Origin of the sequence: Algibacter sp. 2305UL17-15, from assembly GCF_040720935.1 — a bacterium.
Classification (GTDB): Bacteria; Bacteroidota; Bacteroidia; order Flavobacteriales; family Flavobacteriaceae; genus Jejuia.
Map to the genome: position 1 here is coordinate 120,626 of NZ_JBFDAE010000007.1, position 18,614 is coordinate 139,239.

General features: G+C 33.7%; 14 protein-coding genes. 5 read left to right on the forward strand and 9 right to left on the reverse strand.

The features are described from left to right. Positions 1-53: 53 nt before the first annotated feature. The gene (locus tag ABXQ82_RS09415) at positions 54-980 is read right to left on the reverse strand and encodes a dihydrofolate reductase (protein WP_367058291.1); all 927 of its coding nucleotides are present in this window, start codon (positions 978-980) and stop codon (positions 54-56) included. 293 nt (positions 981-1,273) lie between these two features. Here ABXQ82_RS09415 and ABXQ82_RS09420 point away from each other — a divergent pair, with 293 nt between their 5' ends. Then, positions 1,274-1,570 (forward strand): isoamylase early set domain-containing protein, encoded by a 297-nt coding sequence (locus tag ABXQ82_RS09420; protein ID WP_367058294.1) that lies wholly within the window; start codon positions 1,274-1,276, stop codon positions 1,568-1,570. Positions 1,571-1,831: 261 nt separating this feature from the next. Here the strand turns inward: ABXQ82_RS09420 and ABXQ82_RS09425 are convergent, their stop codons facing one another. From ABXQ82_RS09425 to ABXQ82_RS09445, 5 genes are all read right to left on the reverse strand, one after another. Further along, on the reverse strand, positions 1,832-2,686 hold the full coding sequence (locus tag ABXQ82_RS09425) for a thymidylate synthase (protein ID WP_367058297.1): 855 nt from the start codon (positions 2,684-2,686) through the stop codon (positions 1,832-1,834). Positions 2,687-2,970: 284 nt separating this feature from the next. After that, on the reverse strand, positions 2,971-4,500 hold the full coding sequence (locus ABXQ82_RS09430; RefSeq protein ID WP_367058300.1) for a nucleoside transporter C-terminal domain-containing protein: 1,530 nt from the start codon (positions 4,498-4,500) through the stop codon (positions 2,971-2,973). Between the two features lie 14 nt (positions 4,501-4,514). Further along, positions 4,515-5,135 carry a bifunctional nuclease family protein gene (locus ABXQ82_RS09435; RefSeq protein WP_367058303.1) on the reverse strand — a complete coding sequence of 207 codons (621 nt, stop codon included), beginning with the start codon at positions 5,133-5,135 and terminating at the stop codon, positions 4,515-4,517. 118 nt (positions 5,136-5,253) lie between these two features. Beyond that, the gene (locus tag ABXQ82_RS09440) at positions 5,254-6,213 is read right to left on the reverse strand and encodes an electron transfer flavoprotein subunit alpha/FixB family protein (RefSeq protein WP_367058306.1); all 960 of its coding nucleotides are present in this window, start codon (positions 6,211-6,213) and stop codon (positions 5,254-5,256) included. Between the two features lie 80 nt (positions 6,214-6,293). Further along, positions 6,294-7,040, reverse strand: a complete 747-nt coding sequence (locus ABXQ82_RS09445) for an electron transfer flavoprotein subunit beta/FixA family protein (RefSeq protein WP_367058309.1) — start codon at positions 7,038-7,040, stop codon at positions 6,294-6,296. 310 nt (positions 7,041-7,350) lie between these two features. Here ABXQ82_RS09445 and ABXQ82_RS09450 point away from each other — a divergent pair, with 310 nt between their 5' ends. From ABXQ82_RS09450 to ABXQ82_RS09460, 3 genes are all read left to right on the forward strand, one after another. Beyond that, the gene (locus ABXQ82_RS09450; protein ID WP_367058312.1) at positions 7,351-8,328 is read left to right on the forward strand and encodes a pyruvate dehydrogenase complex E1 component subunit beta; all 978 of its coding nucleotides are present in this window, start codon (positions 7,351-7,353) and stop codon (positions 8,326-8,328) included. Positions 8,329-8,479: 151 nt separating this feature from the next. Further along, positions 8,480-10,987 (forward strand): DUF5686 family protein, encoded by a 2,508-nt coding sequence (locus tag ABXQ82_RS09455; protein WP_367058315.1) that lies wholly within the window; start codon positions 8,480-8,482, stop codon positions 10,985-10,987. A 230-nt stretch (positions 10,988-11,217) separates the two neighbouring features. Then, a complete protein-coding gene (locus ABXQ82_RS09460) occupies positions 11,218-12,306 on the forward strand; it encodes a glycosyltransferase family 1 protein (protein WP_367058318.1) in 1,089 nt (362 codons plus the stop codon). On the opposite strand, the gene ABXQ82_RS09465 is transcribed toward ABXQ82_RS09460, so the two are convergent. The 3 genes from ABXQ82_RS09465 to ABXQ82_RS09475 all read right to left on the reverse strand — a co-directional run bounded on the left by ABXQ82_RS09465 (position 12,303) and on the right by ABXQ82_RS09475 (position 17,038). After that, on the reverse strand, positions 12,303-13,568 hold the full coding sequence (locus ABXQ82_RS09465) for a glycosyltransferase family 4 protein (RefSeq protein WP_367058322.1): 1,266 nt from the start codon (positions 13,566-13,568) through the stop codon (positions 12,303-12,305). The two genes, ABXQ82_RS09460 and ABXQ82_RS09465, sit on opposite strands and share 4 nt — an antisense overlap. A 15-nt stretch (positions 13,569-13,583) precedes the next feature. After that, positions 13,584-15,416 carry an ABC transporter ATP-binding protein gene (locus ABXQ82_RS09470; RefSeq protein WP_367058325.1) on the reverse strand — a complete coding sequence of 611 codons (1,833 nt, stop codon included), beginning with the start codon at positions 15,414-15,416 and terminating at the stop codon, positions 13,584-13,586. Positions 15,417-16,144: 728 nt separating this feature from the next. Continuing rightward, complete coding sequence (locus tag ABXQ82_RS09475) at positions 16,145-17,038, reverse strand: LysR family transcriptional regulator (RefSeq protein ID WP_367058328.1); 894 nt, start codon at positions 17,036-17,038, stop codon at positions 16,145-16,147. A gap of 82 nt (positions 17,039-17,120) precedes the next feature. On the opposite strand from ABXQ82_RS09475, the gene hutH reads away from it, so the two are divergent. Further along, positions 17,121-18,614, forward strand: coding sequence for a histidine ammonia-lyase (gene hutH / locus ABXQ82_RS09480; protein WP_367058331.1), 1,494 nt, complete (start codon positions 17,121-17,123; stop codon positions 18,612-18,614).

An 18,614-nucleotide genomic window follows, 5' to 3' on the forward strand; every position in this document is an offset into this window, starting at 1 on the left:
CGATTCCAGATAGCCATCGGGATTAACACATCGCGGGCTTGCCTTGAGTGAGTTTATTTCCGCTCATAAGTTAAAAACGAAAACTCATGATCGTGCTCCGCATCTTTTTTATGAAACACATTATTTGTTTCTTTCCAAATAGATGGGTCTATTTTAGGAAAAAAAGCATCGGCTTCAAAATCTTCATGCACACGTGTTAATTCTATTTTGTCGGCAACATCTAAAGCTTGCTTATAAATTTGACCACCACCAATAATAAACGGTTGTTTGTCATTTTTCGAAGCATCAATAGCATCTTCTAGAGAATGCACTACAATAACTCCTGAAGGCGCTTTGTAGTCTTTTTGTCTGGTTATAACAACATGTGTTCTGTTAGGAAGTGGTTTAGGGAAGCTCTCAAATGTTTTTCGGCCCATGATAATATGATGTCCACTGGTTAATGCCTTAAAACGTTTCAAGTCATCGCCCAAATGCCAAATCAATTTGTTGCCTCTTCCAATAGCATCATTTTCGGCAGCAGCTACAATAATGGTAAGTTCCGAAGTTTTAGGATTTAAATTTACCACTTTGGTTGAAGATTCTTTAAAAAGTTCGCTTTTAGCTTTTATAACTTCCTCTTTTTTAAACCCTTCTTTTAGTTTATCTATACGCATTTGTTGTTGAGAAACCAATTTTTCAAGCTGTGCCTTTTCCCATGCTTTCCCCATAAATCTATGTGTAACAAACACATTAAAAAGATGGTATAGAAATAGAAAAAGCCAAATAAAAATGGCGAAAACAAACCAATCTATTCCAGCAATTTTAAAATCTTTCCCAATTCCAAGCACAGTATTGGCGGCAATAAGCAGCACACATCCTATTAAAAATAAAACAAAATGAACATACAAACGCTTTTTTTGTCTGATGCGTCTTTGGGCATTCTCAATGAGTTCTAATTGATCTTTATCTATCTGTGGTGTTTGTTTTTTCTTTCCGAACATCTTAAATTTTAAAAAAGTAAAGTTAAAGTTTTTTTGTTGAAATAATCTTCAATTTCTTAAGATTGAAATACGAAAACGTTTAAGTTTGGAAAACCCTGAAAATCAGACAAAAAAAGGTAAATCCGTCATTGCTAATACTTCAATTTTACTCTTAATTTTTTGACATACTTCAAATTAAAAGGAGAACATCTTAACAAATTGATAATTCTTTATACTTAAGTGGTTAAATTTGTGTCCTTTAGGATTTTTGTTTATAAATTTGCGCCTTAAAACAACACATATTATTATTTATTATGGCTATTAAAAAACAGTATTTAAAGAGTAAACCTATATGTAAAGTAACTTTTTCTATTGAAGCGGAAGACGCTAAGAAAGTTGCTCTAGTAGGAAGTTTTAATGATTGGAATGCAAAAAAAGCGCCACTTAAAAAATTAAAGAACGGTACATTTAAAGGTACTATCGATTTAGAAAAAGATAACTCTTATGAGTTTAAATATGTTATAGACGGTACTTATGTAAACGATCCAGAAGCAGATGCTTATGCTTGGAATGATTTTGCTGGAACAGAAAACGGTGTAGTTACTGTTTAGTTAAAACACATTAAAAATTTATTGAAAGCACTTTCTTTTAGAAGGTGCTTTTTTATTGCTGTAAATTTAAGTTTTGTAATTTGGAAGCCTGCCTGCTGGCAGGTCTTTTTTAAGCATCATAGCGAGGACGAAGGACGTGGCTATCTGTTAAATATTAGTTCAAAATAAGACTTTTTTCTTATCTTAAAAAAGTATGCCGCTACAATCTCTAACGCATCATCCTCCAAGGTTATTTTTTTAATCTGCTAAATTTCAGCTATTTTAAATAGCAACAGCTCCCTTAATATGTGGATGCGGATTATAATCTACCAGAGTGAAATCCTCAAAATCGAAATCAAAAATATCTTTAATTTCAGGGTTTAAAAGCATTTTTGGTAAAGGTCTAATAGCTCTAGACAATTGCAATTCCAACTGTTCAAGATGATTGCTATAAATATGAGCATCACCAAACGTATGAATAAATTCCCCAGCTTCATAACCACAAACTTGTGCCATCATCATCGTGAACAACGCATAAGATGCAATATTAAAAGGAACTCCTAAAAAGACGTCTGCACTTCTTTGGTACAATTGTAAAGATAATTTAGATTTTGCATTTGCTCCCTCTTCCGGGGCTGGAGGGCTTACATAAAATTGAAAAAAGGCATGGCAAGGCGGTAACGCCGCTTTTCCATTGGCCACATTTTCGCTAAAACTTTTTGAAGTATCCGGCAAGACAGAAGGGTTCCACGCCGAAACCAACATTCTTCTACTATTAGGATTATGCTTTAAGGTATGAATCACCTCTTTAATCTGGTCAATTTCATCACTATTCCAGTTGCGCCATTGGTGTCCGTAAACAGGGCCTAAATCTCCATTTTCATCTGCCCACTCGTTCCAAATGCGTACACCGTTTTCAGTTAAATATTTGGTATTTGTATCGCCTTTTAAAAACCACAATAATTCATAAACGATAGATTTTAAGTGTAGTTTTTTTGTTGTCACCATTGGGAAACCTTCACTTAAATCAAATCGCATTTGGTAGCCAAAAACACTTTTCGTGCCTGTACCGGTACGGTCTCCTTTTTCGTGGCCGTTTTCTAAAACGTGTTTTACTAGGTCGTGATATTGTTTCATAACATATTCCTGCGAAGGCAGTAATCTCTTTTTAATTAAACTTTATTCTAAAAAAATGGATAAGAATATTGCAGATACGAATTTAAAGAAAAACAAAATATTATTTTGAATGGTTGATGATAGATATTAAAAGTTATTAACTGCTTTACTATATTTTAGCGTTGTGTTTTAAAAATATCGAATGATTAAATCAGTATGGTTTCAAAAAAGATTTTGTTGCGTAGGGTTTTAAAAGAAAGAGTTCGTTTTTTTTAATATGAGATTCCTGCCTTCGCAGGAATGTGTTACCCGATAATCATTCCCGCAATAGTAGCCGAAATCAATGAAGCAATCGTCCCACCAATCAATGCTTTCATTCCAAATTTAGATAAGGTTTTACGTTGCCCTGGCGCTAAAGAGCCAATGCCACCAATTTGAATACCTATAGACGCAAAATTAGCAAAACCGCACAACATATAAGTTGCCATAACTATAGATTTTTGATAGTTTAAATGCAAAGCGTTTTTTACATCTTTAAGTTCAACTAATTGCATGTATCCTATAAACTCACTCGCAGCTAATTTAATTCCAATGAGCTGCCCCATCATCATGGTGTCTTCTTTTTCAATACCAATAAGCCACATCAATGGTGCGAAAACAGTTCCTAATAGCGATTCAAGTGAAAGATTACTATATGGACTGTTATTTGAAACCCATTCGTTAATATTGCCAATAGAGCCTAGTTTTAATAAACCATAGTTTATCATTGCGATGAATGCCACAAACACCAATAGCATTGCAGCAACATTAACTGCTAATTTTAAGCCTTCGGTTGTGCCATTTGAAATAGCGTCTAAAATATTAGAGCCAATTTTTTCCGACGAGACTTCTGCTTCTGTATTTACAGTTTCGGTTTGAGGATATAATATTTTTGAAATAACGATAGCTCCAGGTGCCGCCATAACTGACGCTGCTAACAAATGACTTGCAAAAAACTCTCTTAAAACAGGATCATCACCTCCCAGAAATTGAATATAAACTGCCAGAACGCCACCAGCAACGGTCGCCATACCTCCAATCATGACCAAGAGCATTTCGGACTTATTCATTTTTTCTAGATAGGCTTTAATCATTAAAGGTGCTTCTGTTTGGCCTAAAAAAATGTTTCCGGCAACGCTTAAGCTTTCCGCGCCCGAAATACCCAATAGTTTTGTAAGTAACCAAGCTAGTCCCTTCACTACTTTTTGAATGATGCCCAAATAAAATAACACCGATGTTAACGCTGAAAAGAAAATAATGGTAGGTAATATTGAAACGGCAAAATTAACCATTGGGCTTTCTATGGTGCCAGAAATAAAAGAGCTAAACAAGAATTCTGTTCCTGCTTCAGTAAAGGTCAATACTTTATTAAATGCTTTTCCTAAATAGTTGAAAACTAATTTTATAAAGGGAACTTTTAAAACACCTATGGCAATTAAAAGCTGAAATGTTAATCCTATGCCTACCGTTTTCCAATCAATAGCTTTTCTGTTTCTACTAAGAAGAAAACCAATAAAAATTAACGATACCATTCCTAAAATTCCGCGCCAAAGACTATGAAATGAAAAACCTTGACTGGGAATAATGGTGTTTTCTGAAGCGGTTTTTAATATAATTTCTTCGTTATTCTGTGGAATAACCTTGGTGTCGCCAATAAGAGTAGTATGTATTTCGCTATCAATTTCATTAACTATTTCAGTTGGGGTATCGACAGGGGTAATTTGGATGTTTTGGGAAAAAGAAGATGGACTAGCTAAAACTAAAATGAAAAAGCTAGACCAAATTAACTGTTTCATAACATTGGGAAGATTTATCGTTTAGATATTTCATCTCGAATATGGGCTGCTTTTTCGTAGTCTTCATTAGCAACGGCTTCTTCCAGTAATTTATGAAGCTCTTCAAGGGATTTTGAGGAGAAATCTTCACTTGATACAGCTGGTTCTAATTCTCCAGAAAGAATATCATCGACTAAAATACTATCTTCAGAAGGTTTATCTTTATCTTCTTTTTTCGAATCTACTTTTAAGTAAATTCCAGCTTTGTCCAAAATATTTTTATAGGTAAAAATCGGGGCGTCAAAACGTAAGGCTAAAGCAATAGCATCACTTGTTCGGGCATCAATTATTTCTTCAATTTTATCGCGTTCGCAAATCAAACTTGAATAAAAAACACCATCAACCAATTTGTGGATGATCACTTGTTTTACAACAATGTCAAATCGGTCAGCAAAATTTTTGAATAAATCGTGAGTTAAGGGTCTTGGTGGACGAATTTCCTTCTCTAAAGCAATAGCAATAGATTGCGCTTCAAAAGCGCCAATAACAATGGGAAGTTTACGGTCACCATCAACTTCATTTAAAATTAAAGCATACGCGCCATTTTGGGTCTGACTATACGATATACCTTTTATATTTAATCTTACTAAACTCATAATGCTATTAAAACGCAAAGAACCGCTTAAATTTGGAATTTACCAACTGCCATCGACAGATTTACAAATAATTTGCCAAATTTAAACAGTTCCTCGAAGCTACAAGTTATAAATTTTTTTATTGTTGTGCCTTAAAAGCTTTTAATTTTTCAATAAGTTGCGGTACAACTTCAAAGGCATCTCCAACTACACCATAGTCTGCGGCTTTAAAGAAAGGTGCTTCAGCATCAGTATTGATAACCACTTTTACTTTTGAGGCATTGATACCTGCCAAATGCTGAATGGCTCCTGAAATACCAATGGCGATATAAAGATTTGCAGCTACGGGTTTTCCAGTTTGCCCTACGTGTTCGCCATGAGGACGCCATCCTAAATCGGATACAGGTTTAGAACAGGCTGTTGCTGCTCCCAGAACATCGGCCAACTCTTCAACCATGCCCCAGTTTTCAGGGCCTTTTAAGCCACGACCAGCTGAAACTACTATTTCGGCATCTGCGATAGTTACTTTATCGGTAGCTTTATCAACAGATCTTACTTCAAGTCCTAATTCTGGAATTGACGGCGAAAAATCTTCTGCGGAAGCGCTACCACTATGTTCAACCAAACCAAAAGAGTTGTTTGAAACTCCAACAATTTTAACATCGGAGTTGATTTCGGTTAGTTCAAACGCTTTATTTGTAAACGCTGTTCTTTTAACTGTAAACGGATTTGTACTTGATGGTGCTTCAACAACATTTGAAGCATAACCAGCATTTAAACCAACCGCTAAAAGTGGTGCTAAATATTTGCTGTTTGCACTAGAACTCACAATGACAACTTGAGCACTTTCTGCTTCGGCAGCTTGCTTAATAACCGATGCATATGCATTGGCATTAAAGTTGTCTAACTGTGGGTTCGATACTTTTAAGACCTTATCCACACCATAATTTCCCAATTCGGAAGTGTCATTTGCATTTATCGCAACCGCAGTTACGGTAGTTCCCAATTGATCTGCCACAGCTTTGGCGTAGGAAGCGACTTCAAAAGCGTTCTTCTTAAATTTATTTTGTTCTGATTCTGTATATACTAATACTGACATAATTTTTTTAAAAAATTTAAAAATCCAAAAACTAAATCCCAATCATTATCTTTTGGGATTTAGTTTTTGAAAATTGAGATTTATATTACTTTGGCCTCATTATGAAGCAAATCTACCAACTCGTCCAAATTATCTGGAGACACCAATTTTACGGCACCTTTTGGAGCAGGTTTTTCAAATTTAACTGAAGTTGTTTCTGCTTTAGCATCAACTGGTTCAGCTACGGTCAATGGTTTTTTACGTGCCATCATAATACCTCTCATGTTCGGGATACGTAAATCGCTTTCTTCAACCAATCCTTTTTGTCCGCCAATAACTAAAGGCAGCGCTGTTGAAACGGTTTCTTTACCACCATCTATTTCTCTAATTGCTGTAACAGAAGTGCCTTCAACTTCAAGTCCAATACAGTTGTTTACAAAATTGGCATTGGTTAAACCAGCTAACATACCAGGCACCATACCGCCATTATAATCGATAGATTCACGTCCGGCAATTACCAAATCATAACCACCATCTTCTACAATTTTAGCCAATTGTCTTGCAACCGAAAATCCATCAGTTGCAGGTGTGTTCACACGAATTGCAGCATCTGCTCCAATTGCTAAGGATTTGCGTAATGTTGGTTCGGTTTCTGCACCACCAACGTTGGCCACGGTAACTTCCGCACCTTGCTTTTCTTTAAACCACATGGCGCGCGTTAATCCAAATTCATCATTTGGGTTAATTACAAATTGTACGCCATTAGTATCAAATTTCGTATCACCATCAGTAAAATTTATCTTTGATGTTGTGTCAGGGACATGACTTATACAAACTAATATTTTCATCTGAATTATTTTATTGTTATTAAGTTGTCATACCTGCCTGCGGCAGGCAAGTGTAACCCGTATGAGAAAATCAATCATTTAAAAGTGTTTCATGATGAATTTTAATCCTACTGGTTTCATGTTTTTTAATATTAAAAGGTCTAATTTTTTTTAATCGGCACGAAGTTAGGAATTTTATTTGAAAAATACTATGCACGCATAGTAAATTTTTAAATGATTCTTTTAAAGATGTAAGCCATTTATTGTTATTTTTGCAATTCTAATTTACTAACTTAAAAAAGTTCTTTCCTTTGGGAAGACGGAAGATGGGATGAAGACAATTCAATTTAGAGAGGCGATTTGTGAAGCAATGAGCGAGGAAATGCGCAGGGACGAAAGCGTATATTTAATGGGTGAGGAAGTAGCAGAATATAATGGTGCATATAAAGCATCGAAAGGAATGTTGGACGAATTTGGCGAAAAACGCGTTATAGATACGCCAATTGCAGAACTTGGTTTTGCAGGTATAGCCATAGGTTCTACCATGACGGGAAATAGACCTATTGTGGAATATATGACCTTTAACTTCTCTTTGGTTGGGATTGATCAAATTATAAACAATGCTGCGAAAATCAGACAAATGTCCGGTGGGCAGTTTAAATGCCCAATTGTTTTTCGTGGGCCAACGGCTTCTGCAGGACAATTAGGAGCAACACATTCCCAGGCTTTTGAAAACTGGTTTGCAAATACACCTGGTTTAAAAGTGGTTGTGCCATCTAATCCATATGATGCTAAAGGCCTTTTAAAGGCGGCTATCCGTGATGACGATCCAGTAATTTTTATGGAGAGTGAGCAAATGTACGGTGATAAGGGCGAAGTGCCAGAAGGCGAATATATTGTGCCTATTGGTGTTGCTGAGATTAAAAGAAAAGGAGATGATGTTACTATTGTGTCTTTTGGAAAAATAATCAAAGAAGCTTATAAAGCGGCTGATGAATTAGAAAAAGAAGGGATTTCTTGTGAGATTATTGATTTACGTACCGTGCGTCCTTTAGATCGAAAAGCGATTTTAGAATCGGTTAAGAAAACAAACCGTTTAGTGGTTTTAGAAGAAGCATGGCCTTTTGGAAATGTAGCAACTGAAATTACCTATTTGGTACAAAGTGAAGCATTTGATTATTTAGATGCACCTGTCGTAAAGATTAATACAGCCGATACTCCTGCACCGTATTCTCCAGTTTTATTGGCAGAATGGTTGCCAGATTACACTGAGGTCATTAAAGCAGTTAAGAAAGTGCTTTACAAATAAAATAAGAGTTTTTACGTTATATAAACTTCATCAACAATTGTTGATGAAGTTTTATTTTTTTAAAAACAAAACAACCCTAAATTATTTTTTTGCAAGTGATGCAACTAAGACGGATTATACTTGTCTATAAAAGAGAATTAAAGTTTTTTGAATGAAGATTAAACTACTTTTTGCCCTGTTCCTACTTAATATATGTGTCGCAATAGCCCAAACTAAAGTAAGTGGTTATGTGTTTGATGAGTCTAATCTACCTGTTTCATTCGCGAATGTTCTGTTTTCTGGTTCTACTCAAGGTACTATTACGGATGAAAACGGAAAGTTTTATTTAGAATCTGATGACACCTGGGATGCGCTTACAGTATCATTCATTGGCTATGAAACTTTAAAAATTCCGTTAGAAAAAAAAGTAAACTATAATTTAAAATTTGTTTTAAAGGAAGAAACTGCGCAACTTGATGCAGTAGTTATCCTTTCAGGAAAGCAATCTAAAAAGAACAATCCGGCCATTGATATTCTTAGAAAAATCTGGGCGAATAAGCGTCAAAATGGGTTAAAACAATTCAAGCAATACGAGTATGATAAATACGAAAAAGTAGAGTTTGATATCAATACTATAGATAGTGCCCTTATAAAAAGTAAGCTGTTTAGAGGGATGGAATTTGTTTTTAATGAGGTGGATACGTCACGGGTAACTGGAAAAACATATCTGCCAATATTTATTAACGAAGCTGTTTCAAAAATATATGGCGATAATATCATCAATAAAGAAAAGGAAGATTTAAAAGGAAATAAAAACTCAGGTTTTAATGACAATCAAGTGATTATAGATTTTATTGGCGATTTATATTCAGATTTTAGTGTGTACGATAATTACCTAAAGTTTTTTGATAAAAGTTTTGTGAGCCCGCTTTCAAAAACAGGAATTAACACTTATAATTACGTATTGTCAGACAGTAGTTTTATTGATAATAAATGGTGTTACAACATTATCTATTACCCAAGACGAAAAAATGAATTGACCTTTAAAGGCGATTTTTGGGTGGCAGATACAACCTATGCCATCAAGGAAATTAATCTGCAAGCTTCAAAGAGTGCAAACATCAACTGGGTAAAGGATATTTATATAGAACAGGAATTTGAGGTATTGAACGATTCTTTGTTTTTAGTGAAACGCGATTATATGATGAGTGATTTTGCTTTCAAGAAAAAGGAAAAATCAAGAGGCGTTTATGGCAAGCGTACCACATTGTATGATAATTATAAATTTGATATTCCGAAGGATAAAAAATTCTATGATACCGAAGTTTATAATTACGATAAAGATATATATGATAGAGATGATGCCTTTTGGGAAGAAAACCGTCTTGAGAGTCTAAATAAGGATGAAAAGGGGGTTTACAAAATGCTGGATACCCTAAAAACGGTTAAGAAATTTAAGCGTTTGTATAATTTGGGAAGTATTCTGGCTTCTGGATATATAGAGTTTAATTCATTGCCTTTAGATTATGGCCCTATATTTTCAACCTTTGGTTTTAATGATGTTGAAGGATTACGCTTGCGTACAGGGGGGCGGACTTATTTTTCTAGAAACGACCTTTGGCGATTGGAAGGTTTTTTAGCTTATGGTTTTAGAGACGATAAATTTAAATACGGCATCTCTGGAAAATGGTTGATCGATAAAAAGAGAAGACTTATTGTCTCAGGAGGAAATAGACGGGATATTGAACAAATAGGGGCGAGTTTAACGACTTCCACGGATGTTTTAGGGCGAAGTTTAGCCTCGTCATCTGTTGTTGGTACCGGCTCTAATGATAAGCTAACGGCTATTAATCTCACAAGTTTGGCTGTTGAAGCAGAACCTTTTAGGAATTTGATTTTACGATTGGGAGGAAACTATCGCACTCTAGAATCTGCTTCATCTACATTTAGTTTAGATTATAATACGCCAACAGGAATTGCATCAGAGATTAAGCAATATGAAACCTCACTTTCTGCATCCTTTTTCCCAAAACGAAAAATGACAGGTTTTGGTGTTGAACGTAAAACCGCAAATGACGATTTTGCACGTTTGTTTGCGCAAGTTACCAGAGGCGATAAAGGTATTTTAGATAGTGATTTTGATTATACCAAGGTGCAATTGTCCTATTTACAACCTTGGCAATTGGGTGGTTTTGGTAGGTTGGTAACTTCGGTTGAACTTGGTAAAACCTATGGAGAAGTACCTTTGGGGCTATTAAGTGTGATTCCTGGAAACCAAACGTATTTTTCGATTTACAACACGTTTTCCCAATTGGATTTTTACGAGTTTGTGTCTGATACTTATGCATCCTTTCATATTGAACATAATTTTAACGGACGCTTCTTTTCAAGAGTTCCGTTTTTACGAAAATTGAATTTACGTGAAATTATAAGTGTGCGTGGTGTTATAGGGGATATTTCAAATGAAAACATAGCATTGAGTAATGTGCCCAGTAATCCAAATAATCTTCAGTTGATAGCACCATCAAAAGAACCTTATTATGAATATAGTTTAGGTATTGGCAATATTTTTAAAGTGTTTAGAATAGACTTTAATTTCCGGGGGAATTATAAAGATGACATTGCATATCCAGAGGCTAGAAAATTTGGGGTTACGGGGAGTTTTGGGTTTTATTTTTAAGATAGTATATTGCTTGGAATGTTACACGAGCAATTTAAGATTTGTGTATCTATAAAAAATACAGCGCTAAACTAGTTATTTGCTAAAAATTACGCCATATTAAGGATAATGTAGGAAATGCTATTATTTTTAAGTATTTCTCGCTTATCTTTGTAGGAAAACAGGATTGATATAGCTTTTATTATAGTAATAAAAATTAGTTGAAATAAATAAGCCCAAAAAATTATTCCATGAGAAGTATATTTCTAGAAACTCATAACATTAACAATTTATACTCTGGTTTTGGACAATTCAATTTCAACTTAGCTAAAGCTTTGAGTGAGGAAACTGAGTTTCTCAATAAGCATGATATTATTTTAAATTGTAGCAATAACTTAGCTAAAAAACAACTAGGAAAGAATCTTTCATATAATAAGTATTGGCAAGTTACTAGATATCCTTTATTCAGAGTTAAGAAAAAGGTTGATTTATGGCACTCTGTAAATCAAAATACTAAAATAGAGCCTTATTTGGATGATACGCCTTATTTGTTAACGGTTCATGATGTTAATTTCATGGAAGAGGAAGAAGGTGATCATTTAGATTTTAGAATAAATCAATTTAAAAATAAAATAGAGCGAAGTGCAGCATTGGTATATATATCAGAATATGCAAAAAAAAGCACGCATGAACACTTTAAAGTTCCTGATATTCCCGAATATGTAATTTATAATGGAAACACCTTAATAAATAGTACTTCTAAATTTGTAGATGAAAAGTGCTCAAATCCTATTCCAGCAAGACCATTTATTTTCTCCATAGGTCAAGTTGTAGAGAAAAAGAACTTTCATACTTTAATAGATATGTTGAAGTTTTTACCAGATATTGATTTAGTGATTGCAGGTGAAATGAAGAGTGAATATGCTGAGTTTTTAACAGAAAAAGTAAAAGAGCTCCAATTGGAAGAAAGAGTTCTTTTAGTAGGTAGTATTACGGAGTCTGATAAAATATTCTATTATAAAAATTGCCTAGCATTTGGGTTTCCTTCGTTGCGCGAAGGTTTTGGATTACCTGTTTTAGAGGCTATGACATTTGGAAAGCCTGTTTTTTTGTCCACTAAAACATCACTACCAGAAATAGGTGGAGAAATGTCCTTTTACTGGGAGCATTTTGATCCAGAATACATGGCGCATGTTTTTGAGAAACGGATGGAGGCATTTAATAAAGATAAAGATACATTTAAAATGGCTTATAAAAATCATTCAAAGCAATTTACGTGGCAAAATGCAGCAAAGCAATATATTGAGGTCTATAAAAGTATTTTGGATAGTACTTCTTAAAGTGGTTTTTTCCCTTTAAGTATTCTTATTCTGTTTTTTATGAACAACATAAAACGGATGACAATATTTTTTTTCATACTTCTAACCTGTCTTTCAAGTACGGTTATTTCTGCCTTGGCTAGTTGTAATTGATTCAGTAAGTAAGAACTTTGGTTTTTATTCGTGCTCAAATCATCAAAATTCATATATAGATGATTTAATCGGTTACTCATTATTAAACCTATTGCATTAAACGATAATTTTTCTTTAATATAAAGCGCGGCGTTTTTAGCCTTTGTTTCTCTTAAATTGGGGTTTTTATAAACCTCTTTCAGCTTTTCAATGGAATGTTCTGTTATGGGGTTTGCCCAAAGTGTTTCGGGAGGAAAGTTAGCGTCTGGATTTTTGATTAGTCCAAGTTCGTAATCCACTAAAAAACTATTGTCATCATTCATAAATTCTTTATTCCCAGAATAATTGGTAGCTATAGCGGGTTTGCCAAAGTACATAGCTTCAGCGAGGGTTAAGCCAAAGCCTTCTGAATGGTGCATAGACACATAACAATCACAGTCTTTTATCAAATGATTTACACTATTTTTATCTAGCTCAATATCAATGATTTTTATATTTTTTTGACTAGAAACGCTTTTGGCTACTCTTCTTTCAAATTTTTTGTAATGCTTTGCACCAGAAGTTTTAATTACTAATTCTACATTTTCATTAGTTCCAAAGGCTTTTTTAAAGGAATCTATTAAATGAAAAGGGTTTTTTCTTTCGACAGAACTGTGGTAACTAAAAATAAATAGAAAGCTAAATTTATCTTCATTGAGTATAGAGTTAAATTTACTTAAAGGTGTAAGTGATATTTCTACTGGATGAGGAACTGTAAGTATTGGCCCCTCGAAAACTCTTTTAAATACATTTTTACAATAAGACGATGGTGTCCAGATTTCATTAAAAAGAGTAACTGTTTTCTTTAATTTTGAAGGAATATATTCAGATTCCCAAACTAAAAAGAGAATACTGTATTTATCCTGAAAAAAAGTAGGGTCTATAACACTAAAAAAACGCTCTAAATCGTTTAATGAAATTTGAATTAAATTTACATCATAATCAAAACTGTATCCATACGCAGCATTTTTTTTTAACTTTTCAAAGTTTATTAAATTTAAAGAAATATTAGCTGATTTTGCTGCATTTATATTTAACCGCACAGCTTCTCCTAAGCCAAATTCACCTTCAGTATAACCAACAATATTTAGACCTAAATTACTAGTTTTCATTATAATTGATTACTGTTAATTAACCTCCAAAGATTGTAGCGCCACCAAATTGTTATAAGTGCCTTTCTTTTTCAACAATTCTTCATGAGTGCCTTGTTCAACAATTCGTCCCTTTTTCATCACCACAATAAGATCTGCTTTTTGGATTGTAGAAAGTCTGTGGGCAATAACAAGAGAAGTCCGGTTTTCCATCATATTCACTAAAGCATCTTGTACAAGTTTTTCCGATTCTGTATCTAATGCCGAAGTGGCTTCATCTAGAATCATGATTGGTGGGTTTTTCATAACGGCACGAGCAATAGCAATACGCTGACGTTGACCTCCAGATAACAGACTTCCACCATCGCCTACATTATTTTCGTATTTCTTGGGAAACTCACAAATAAAATTATGGGCGTTGGCAACTTTTGCTGCATCAATAATTCTTTGATTGTCTTTTACGTCAATTCCTAAAGATATATTGTTGGCAATAGTATCATTAAATAATATAGAATCTTGCGCCACAATTCCCATTTGCTCTCTTAAGGATTTTGTGGTGACATCTCTAATATCTACACCATCAAAAGTAATATTGCCTTCGTTTACATCATAAAATCTAGTCACTAAGTTTGCGAGTGTAGATTTTCCACTTCCAGATTCACCAACTAGAGCTATGGTTTTCCCTTTAGGAACTGTAAGGTTAAAGTCTTTTAAAACATATTCATCTTTATATTTAAACGATATATTATTAAATTTTATTTCTTTATCGAATTCCGTTATTACTTTAGCGTTAGGAATATCTTTTAATGGGTTTTCCGCATCTAGAATAAAAGCGACCCTTTCGTAGGCGGCATTTCCTCCTTGCAGTGCGTGGTTGGCTCGTGTTATGGCTTTGGCAGGTGTCAATATTTGGTAGGCTAACCCCATATAAGCTATAAAAGCACCGCCACTTAAAGATTGTTCGACTAGAACTAAAGACCCTCCGTAAATAAGTAATACGGAAATTACCAAGATGCCTAAAAACTCACTGGCAGGAACTGCTAAACTCATTTTTTTTCCAACTACATTATTTAGTGTGTTTATGTTTTCAGAAAAATCATTGAATTTATTTGAAAAATAATTTTCGGAAGTGAAGTTTTTAATGATTTTTATGCCTCCTAAAGTTTCTTCAATATTAGAAAGTAAGCCCCCTTCTAAAGCATAAATGTCTCCAGATTGACTTTTAATGGTTTTTCCGAGCTTTGAAATCAAGAATCCTGAAATTGGGATAAAAAAGAACACAAAAACAGTAAGTTTCCAACTTATAGCAATCATTGCTGCAAGTGTAAAAATGATGGTTAACGGCTCTCTTATCATCATTAAAACACTCATAAAAGATGTTTTTATAGTGTTAATGTCCGAAGTCATTCTTGCAATCAAATCACCTTTACGTTCATTTGAAAAGAACCCCACATTTAAGCTAATCACTTTATGATATACGTCTTGTCTTAAATCTTTTAAAATACCATTATTTAAGTAAGTCATGTAAACAATGGACAGATAACTAAACAGGTTTTTAAGTAAAAAAGCGCATAAAACAAACCCAACAACAATAATGAGTGTTACCAAGGCGCCTTTAGTATCGCGAGTAGTTGTAATAAAATAGTTAAGATAATTTTCGAGATAATTTAAATCGAAGTCCTTCATGCCATTAAAAACAGGTTTTACTCTTAGTTTTTCTCCTTCTTCAAATAATACCTTGATCATTGGTAATAGAGAGAGCATGGATAATGAGGAAAAAAAGGCGTACAGGATATTAAAAATAATACTCTTTATTTGATATCTCCTGTAAGCTACAAGGTATTTTAGAAATCTTTTAAAGTTTTTCATTTCATGACAGCTATTAGTCTAAATATTATGGGGTGTTTTTCCAATTTGCAAAAGTAATGATTTTAGCGATACTTTCTTACTTAAATGAAAAGTGCATGCATTAGTATTTTAAAATCGGTTTATATGTGGAGTAGCAACGGGTATTTCTCTCTTAATAAATATCTCCACCAATATTAATCCCATTCGGCAAGCTTTTAGGTATCGACTTATCAACCCTATCATTATTTAAACTATAAAAAAAGAAATAATTAGGTTTCATGTCCTTATCACTCAATTTTAAATTTTGGACGAGTGTATCGATATATTCAACTTTTACGTTTGGGTTTCCGGTTCTTTTAAAACTTTAATCTTCATAAAATTCTAAAACTTTTCTAAAGTAAGTAATGTGCCATTATGCGTATAAGGAGCAGTAAATCTTAAATTTCGTAATGTTGGGGTTCTAAATCCAAATTGTTTTTCGAAACCATCATCTACTAGATTAATATGTCATTTTCGGGAACACTCAACATATGCATTTTATTATCAGAAAATATCGATACGTTGTTGCGGTTAATTTAGCCTGCAAAGGGTAACACGTTGCAAAAGTAACATCTTTATCTCCAGAAAGGATGAAAAACAACAACCTGCCCATTTCTATTTTTTTGTATTAGGCTTGTTGTTTTCAGGATGTTTTATATCAAGAGGTAGCGCACTTACCTTTCTTTTGGAAATGGAGATTTGTTTAATTATTATAGTTTTACGTGTTCCATCAAATTTAAAAGATTGATCAATATTGGGTTTCTATTGGTTTTATTCCATACTACAGATAGATCGGTTCTTTGTTCAATGGTTTTTAATTCTATAAATTTTATGTTTTTAGTGGCATTTTCTATTAAAGATTTAGGTACAATGGAAATGCCAAAGTTATTTTCTACTAGTTTGTAAATAGAGCTGGAATGAATTGTAAGGTGGGATATTAAAGGGGTGAAGCCACTAGTTTCAAATATCTGAAGAACTTTGTCATAATAAGATTTGCTGTATTCTGGGTCAAACAGTATAAAAGATTCATCTTTAAATTGAGATAAATTTTTGAAATTTGATGCATCAATTTGATGGTTTTTTGGAAGCACCAAACAAAATGTGTCTTTTTGAATTGGCTTTCTTTCAATATTGGAAGGCACTCTATCAAGTCTCACAAAACCAATATCAATATTTAGATTTAATAAATCTTGAATTTGTTTTTCGTTATCCATTTCCTTCAAATTAAAAACAATATCCGGGGTTTCGTTTTTTAGTTGTACTAATAAATTGGGAATTACTTTTTGCATTGCAGAACCAACGTAGCCTAGTTTTAATTGTCCTTTTTTTCCTTTGTGTATTAATTTTGCATGGTTAAAAATATCATTAAATTGTTTTAAATTTATAGTTAATTCACGTTTTAGGTATTCGCCAGCTTTGGTTAATTGTACTTTTCTATTATGGCGTTCAAAGAGTAAAACACCTAAATCTTCTTCCATGTTTTTAATCTGCCTACTTAGTCCGGGTTGTGATATATAAAGACGTTCAGCAGCTTTTCTAAAATGCAAATCTTCAGCAACAGCTAGAAAATATTTGATATGTCTCAATTCTATTTGATTACTCATGGTTATCAATAAGTGACTTAAATAGTCTTTTTAAGTATCAAAAATAAAAATAACTTTGAAGAAATCAAGTAAAATTTTTAAAATGACATTTAAATACGGTATAGATGTATTAACCATAGAAAAGATTGGTGCCATTCTAGATGATAAAATAGAAGGGGAGCTAACTACTGAAGCAAAGGACAAAGTAATTTCTTGTAGAAAGAAAGTTGAAGTTTTAGCAAATTCCAACAAAGCCGTATATGGCATAAATACAGGTTTCGGGCCTTTATGTGACGTTAAAATTACTACCGAACAAATTAATAAATTACAAGAAAACTTATTAATAACGCATGCTGTTGGAGTTGGTAACCCAATAGATAAAAGGTTGTCTAGGCTCATGATGATTTGCAAAGTGCACGCATTGTGCCACGGGTATTCTGGTATTCGTTTAAAGGTCATAGAGCGTATTTTGTATTTTATTGAGAATAATCTTCTTCCTGTTGTTCCCAAACAAGGTTCTGTTGGAGCTTCGGGAGACTTGGCGCCATTGGCTCATTTGTTTTTGCCGCTTATTGGTAAAGGGGAATTTTGGAAAGGGGAACAAATTGTTTCGGCAAAAAAAATACTTAAAGAACATAACTTAAAACCTATTCAAATAAAAGCGAAAGAAGGGTTGGCGCTAATTAATGGCACACAATTTATACTAGCTCATGCAATTGAAGGCTTAAGGAAGATGGCGTATTTATTGGATTTAGCAGACGTAGCAGGAGCTATGAGTATTGAGGGCTATCAAGGTAGTTTTTCTCCGTTTCGTGATGAATTGCATAAACTTAGACCTTTTCGAGGCACTATAGAAGTTGCAGAACGCATGTTTATGTTACTTTATAAGTCTCAAAATGTAAATGCTCATGAAAATTGTGATCGTGTTCAAGATCCTTATTCCATGCGATGTATCCCTCAAGTACATGGGGCTTCAAGAAACGCTTATTACCATTTAAAAGAACTGACGGAAATAGAATTAAATTCGGTAACCGATAACCCTATTGTACTTAGTGAAACCGAGGCTATTTCTGGAGGAAATTTTCATGGGCAAACATTAGCAATGGCATTGGATTATTGTGCTATTGCAGCAGCAGAACTGGGAAATATTTCAGACAGAAGATGCTATTTATTATTGGAAGGTAAATTTGAGTTGCCTCGTTTGCTCACAACTGGAGGTGGTTTAAACTCTGGATTTATGATTCCGCAGTACACTACAGCTGCTTTGGTTACAGAGAACAAATCGTTGTGTTTTCCGCCCTCCGCAGATAGCATCCCTACGTCTTTAGGGCAAGAAGATCATGTGTCCATGGGAAGTATTTCAGGACGAAAATTTAATCAGATTTTAGAAAATCTGGAAAAAATATTGGCTATTGAACTTATGTATGCTGCTCAAGCATTAGAATTTAGAAGACCAAATACATTCTCTGATATTATTGAAGATAATTTCAAAATTATAAGAAAAAAAGTTGACAGACTCGAAGAAGATCGCTTGTTAAAAAATGATATTGATGCCATGATAAAACTGGTAAAAGAGCAAGCTTTTATTTTAAAATAG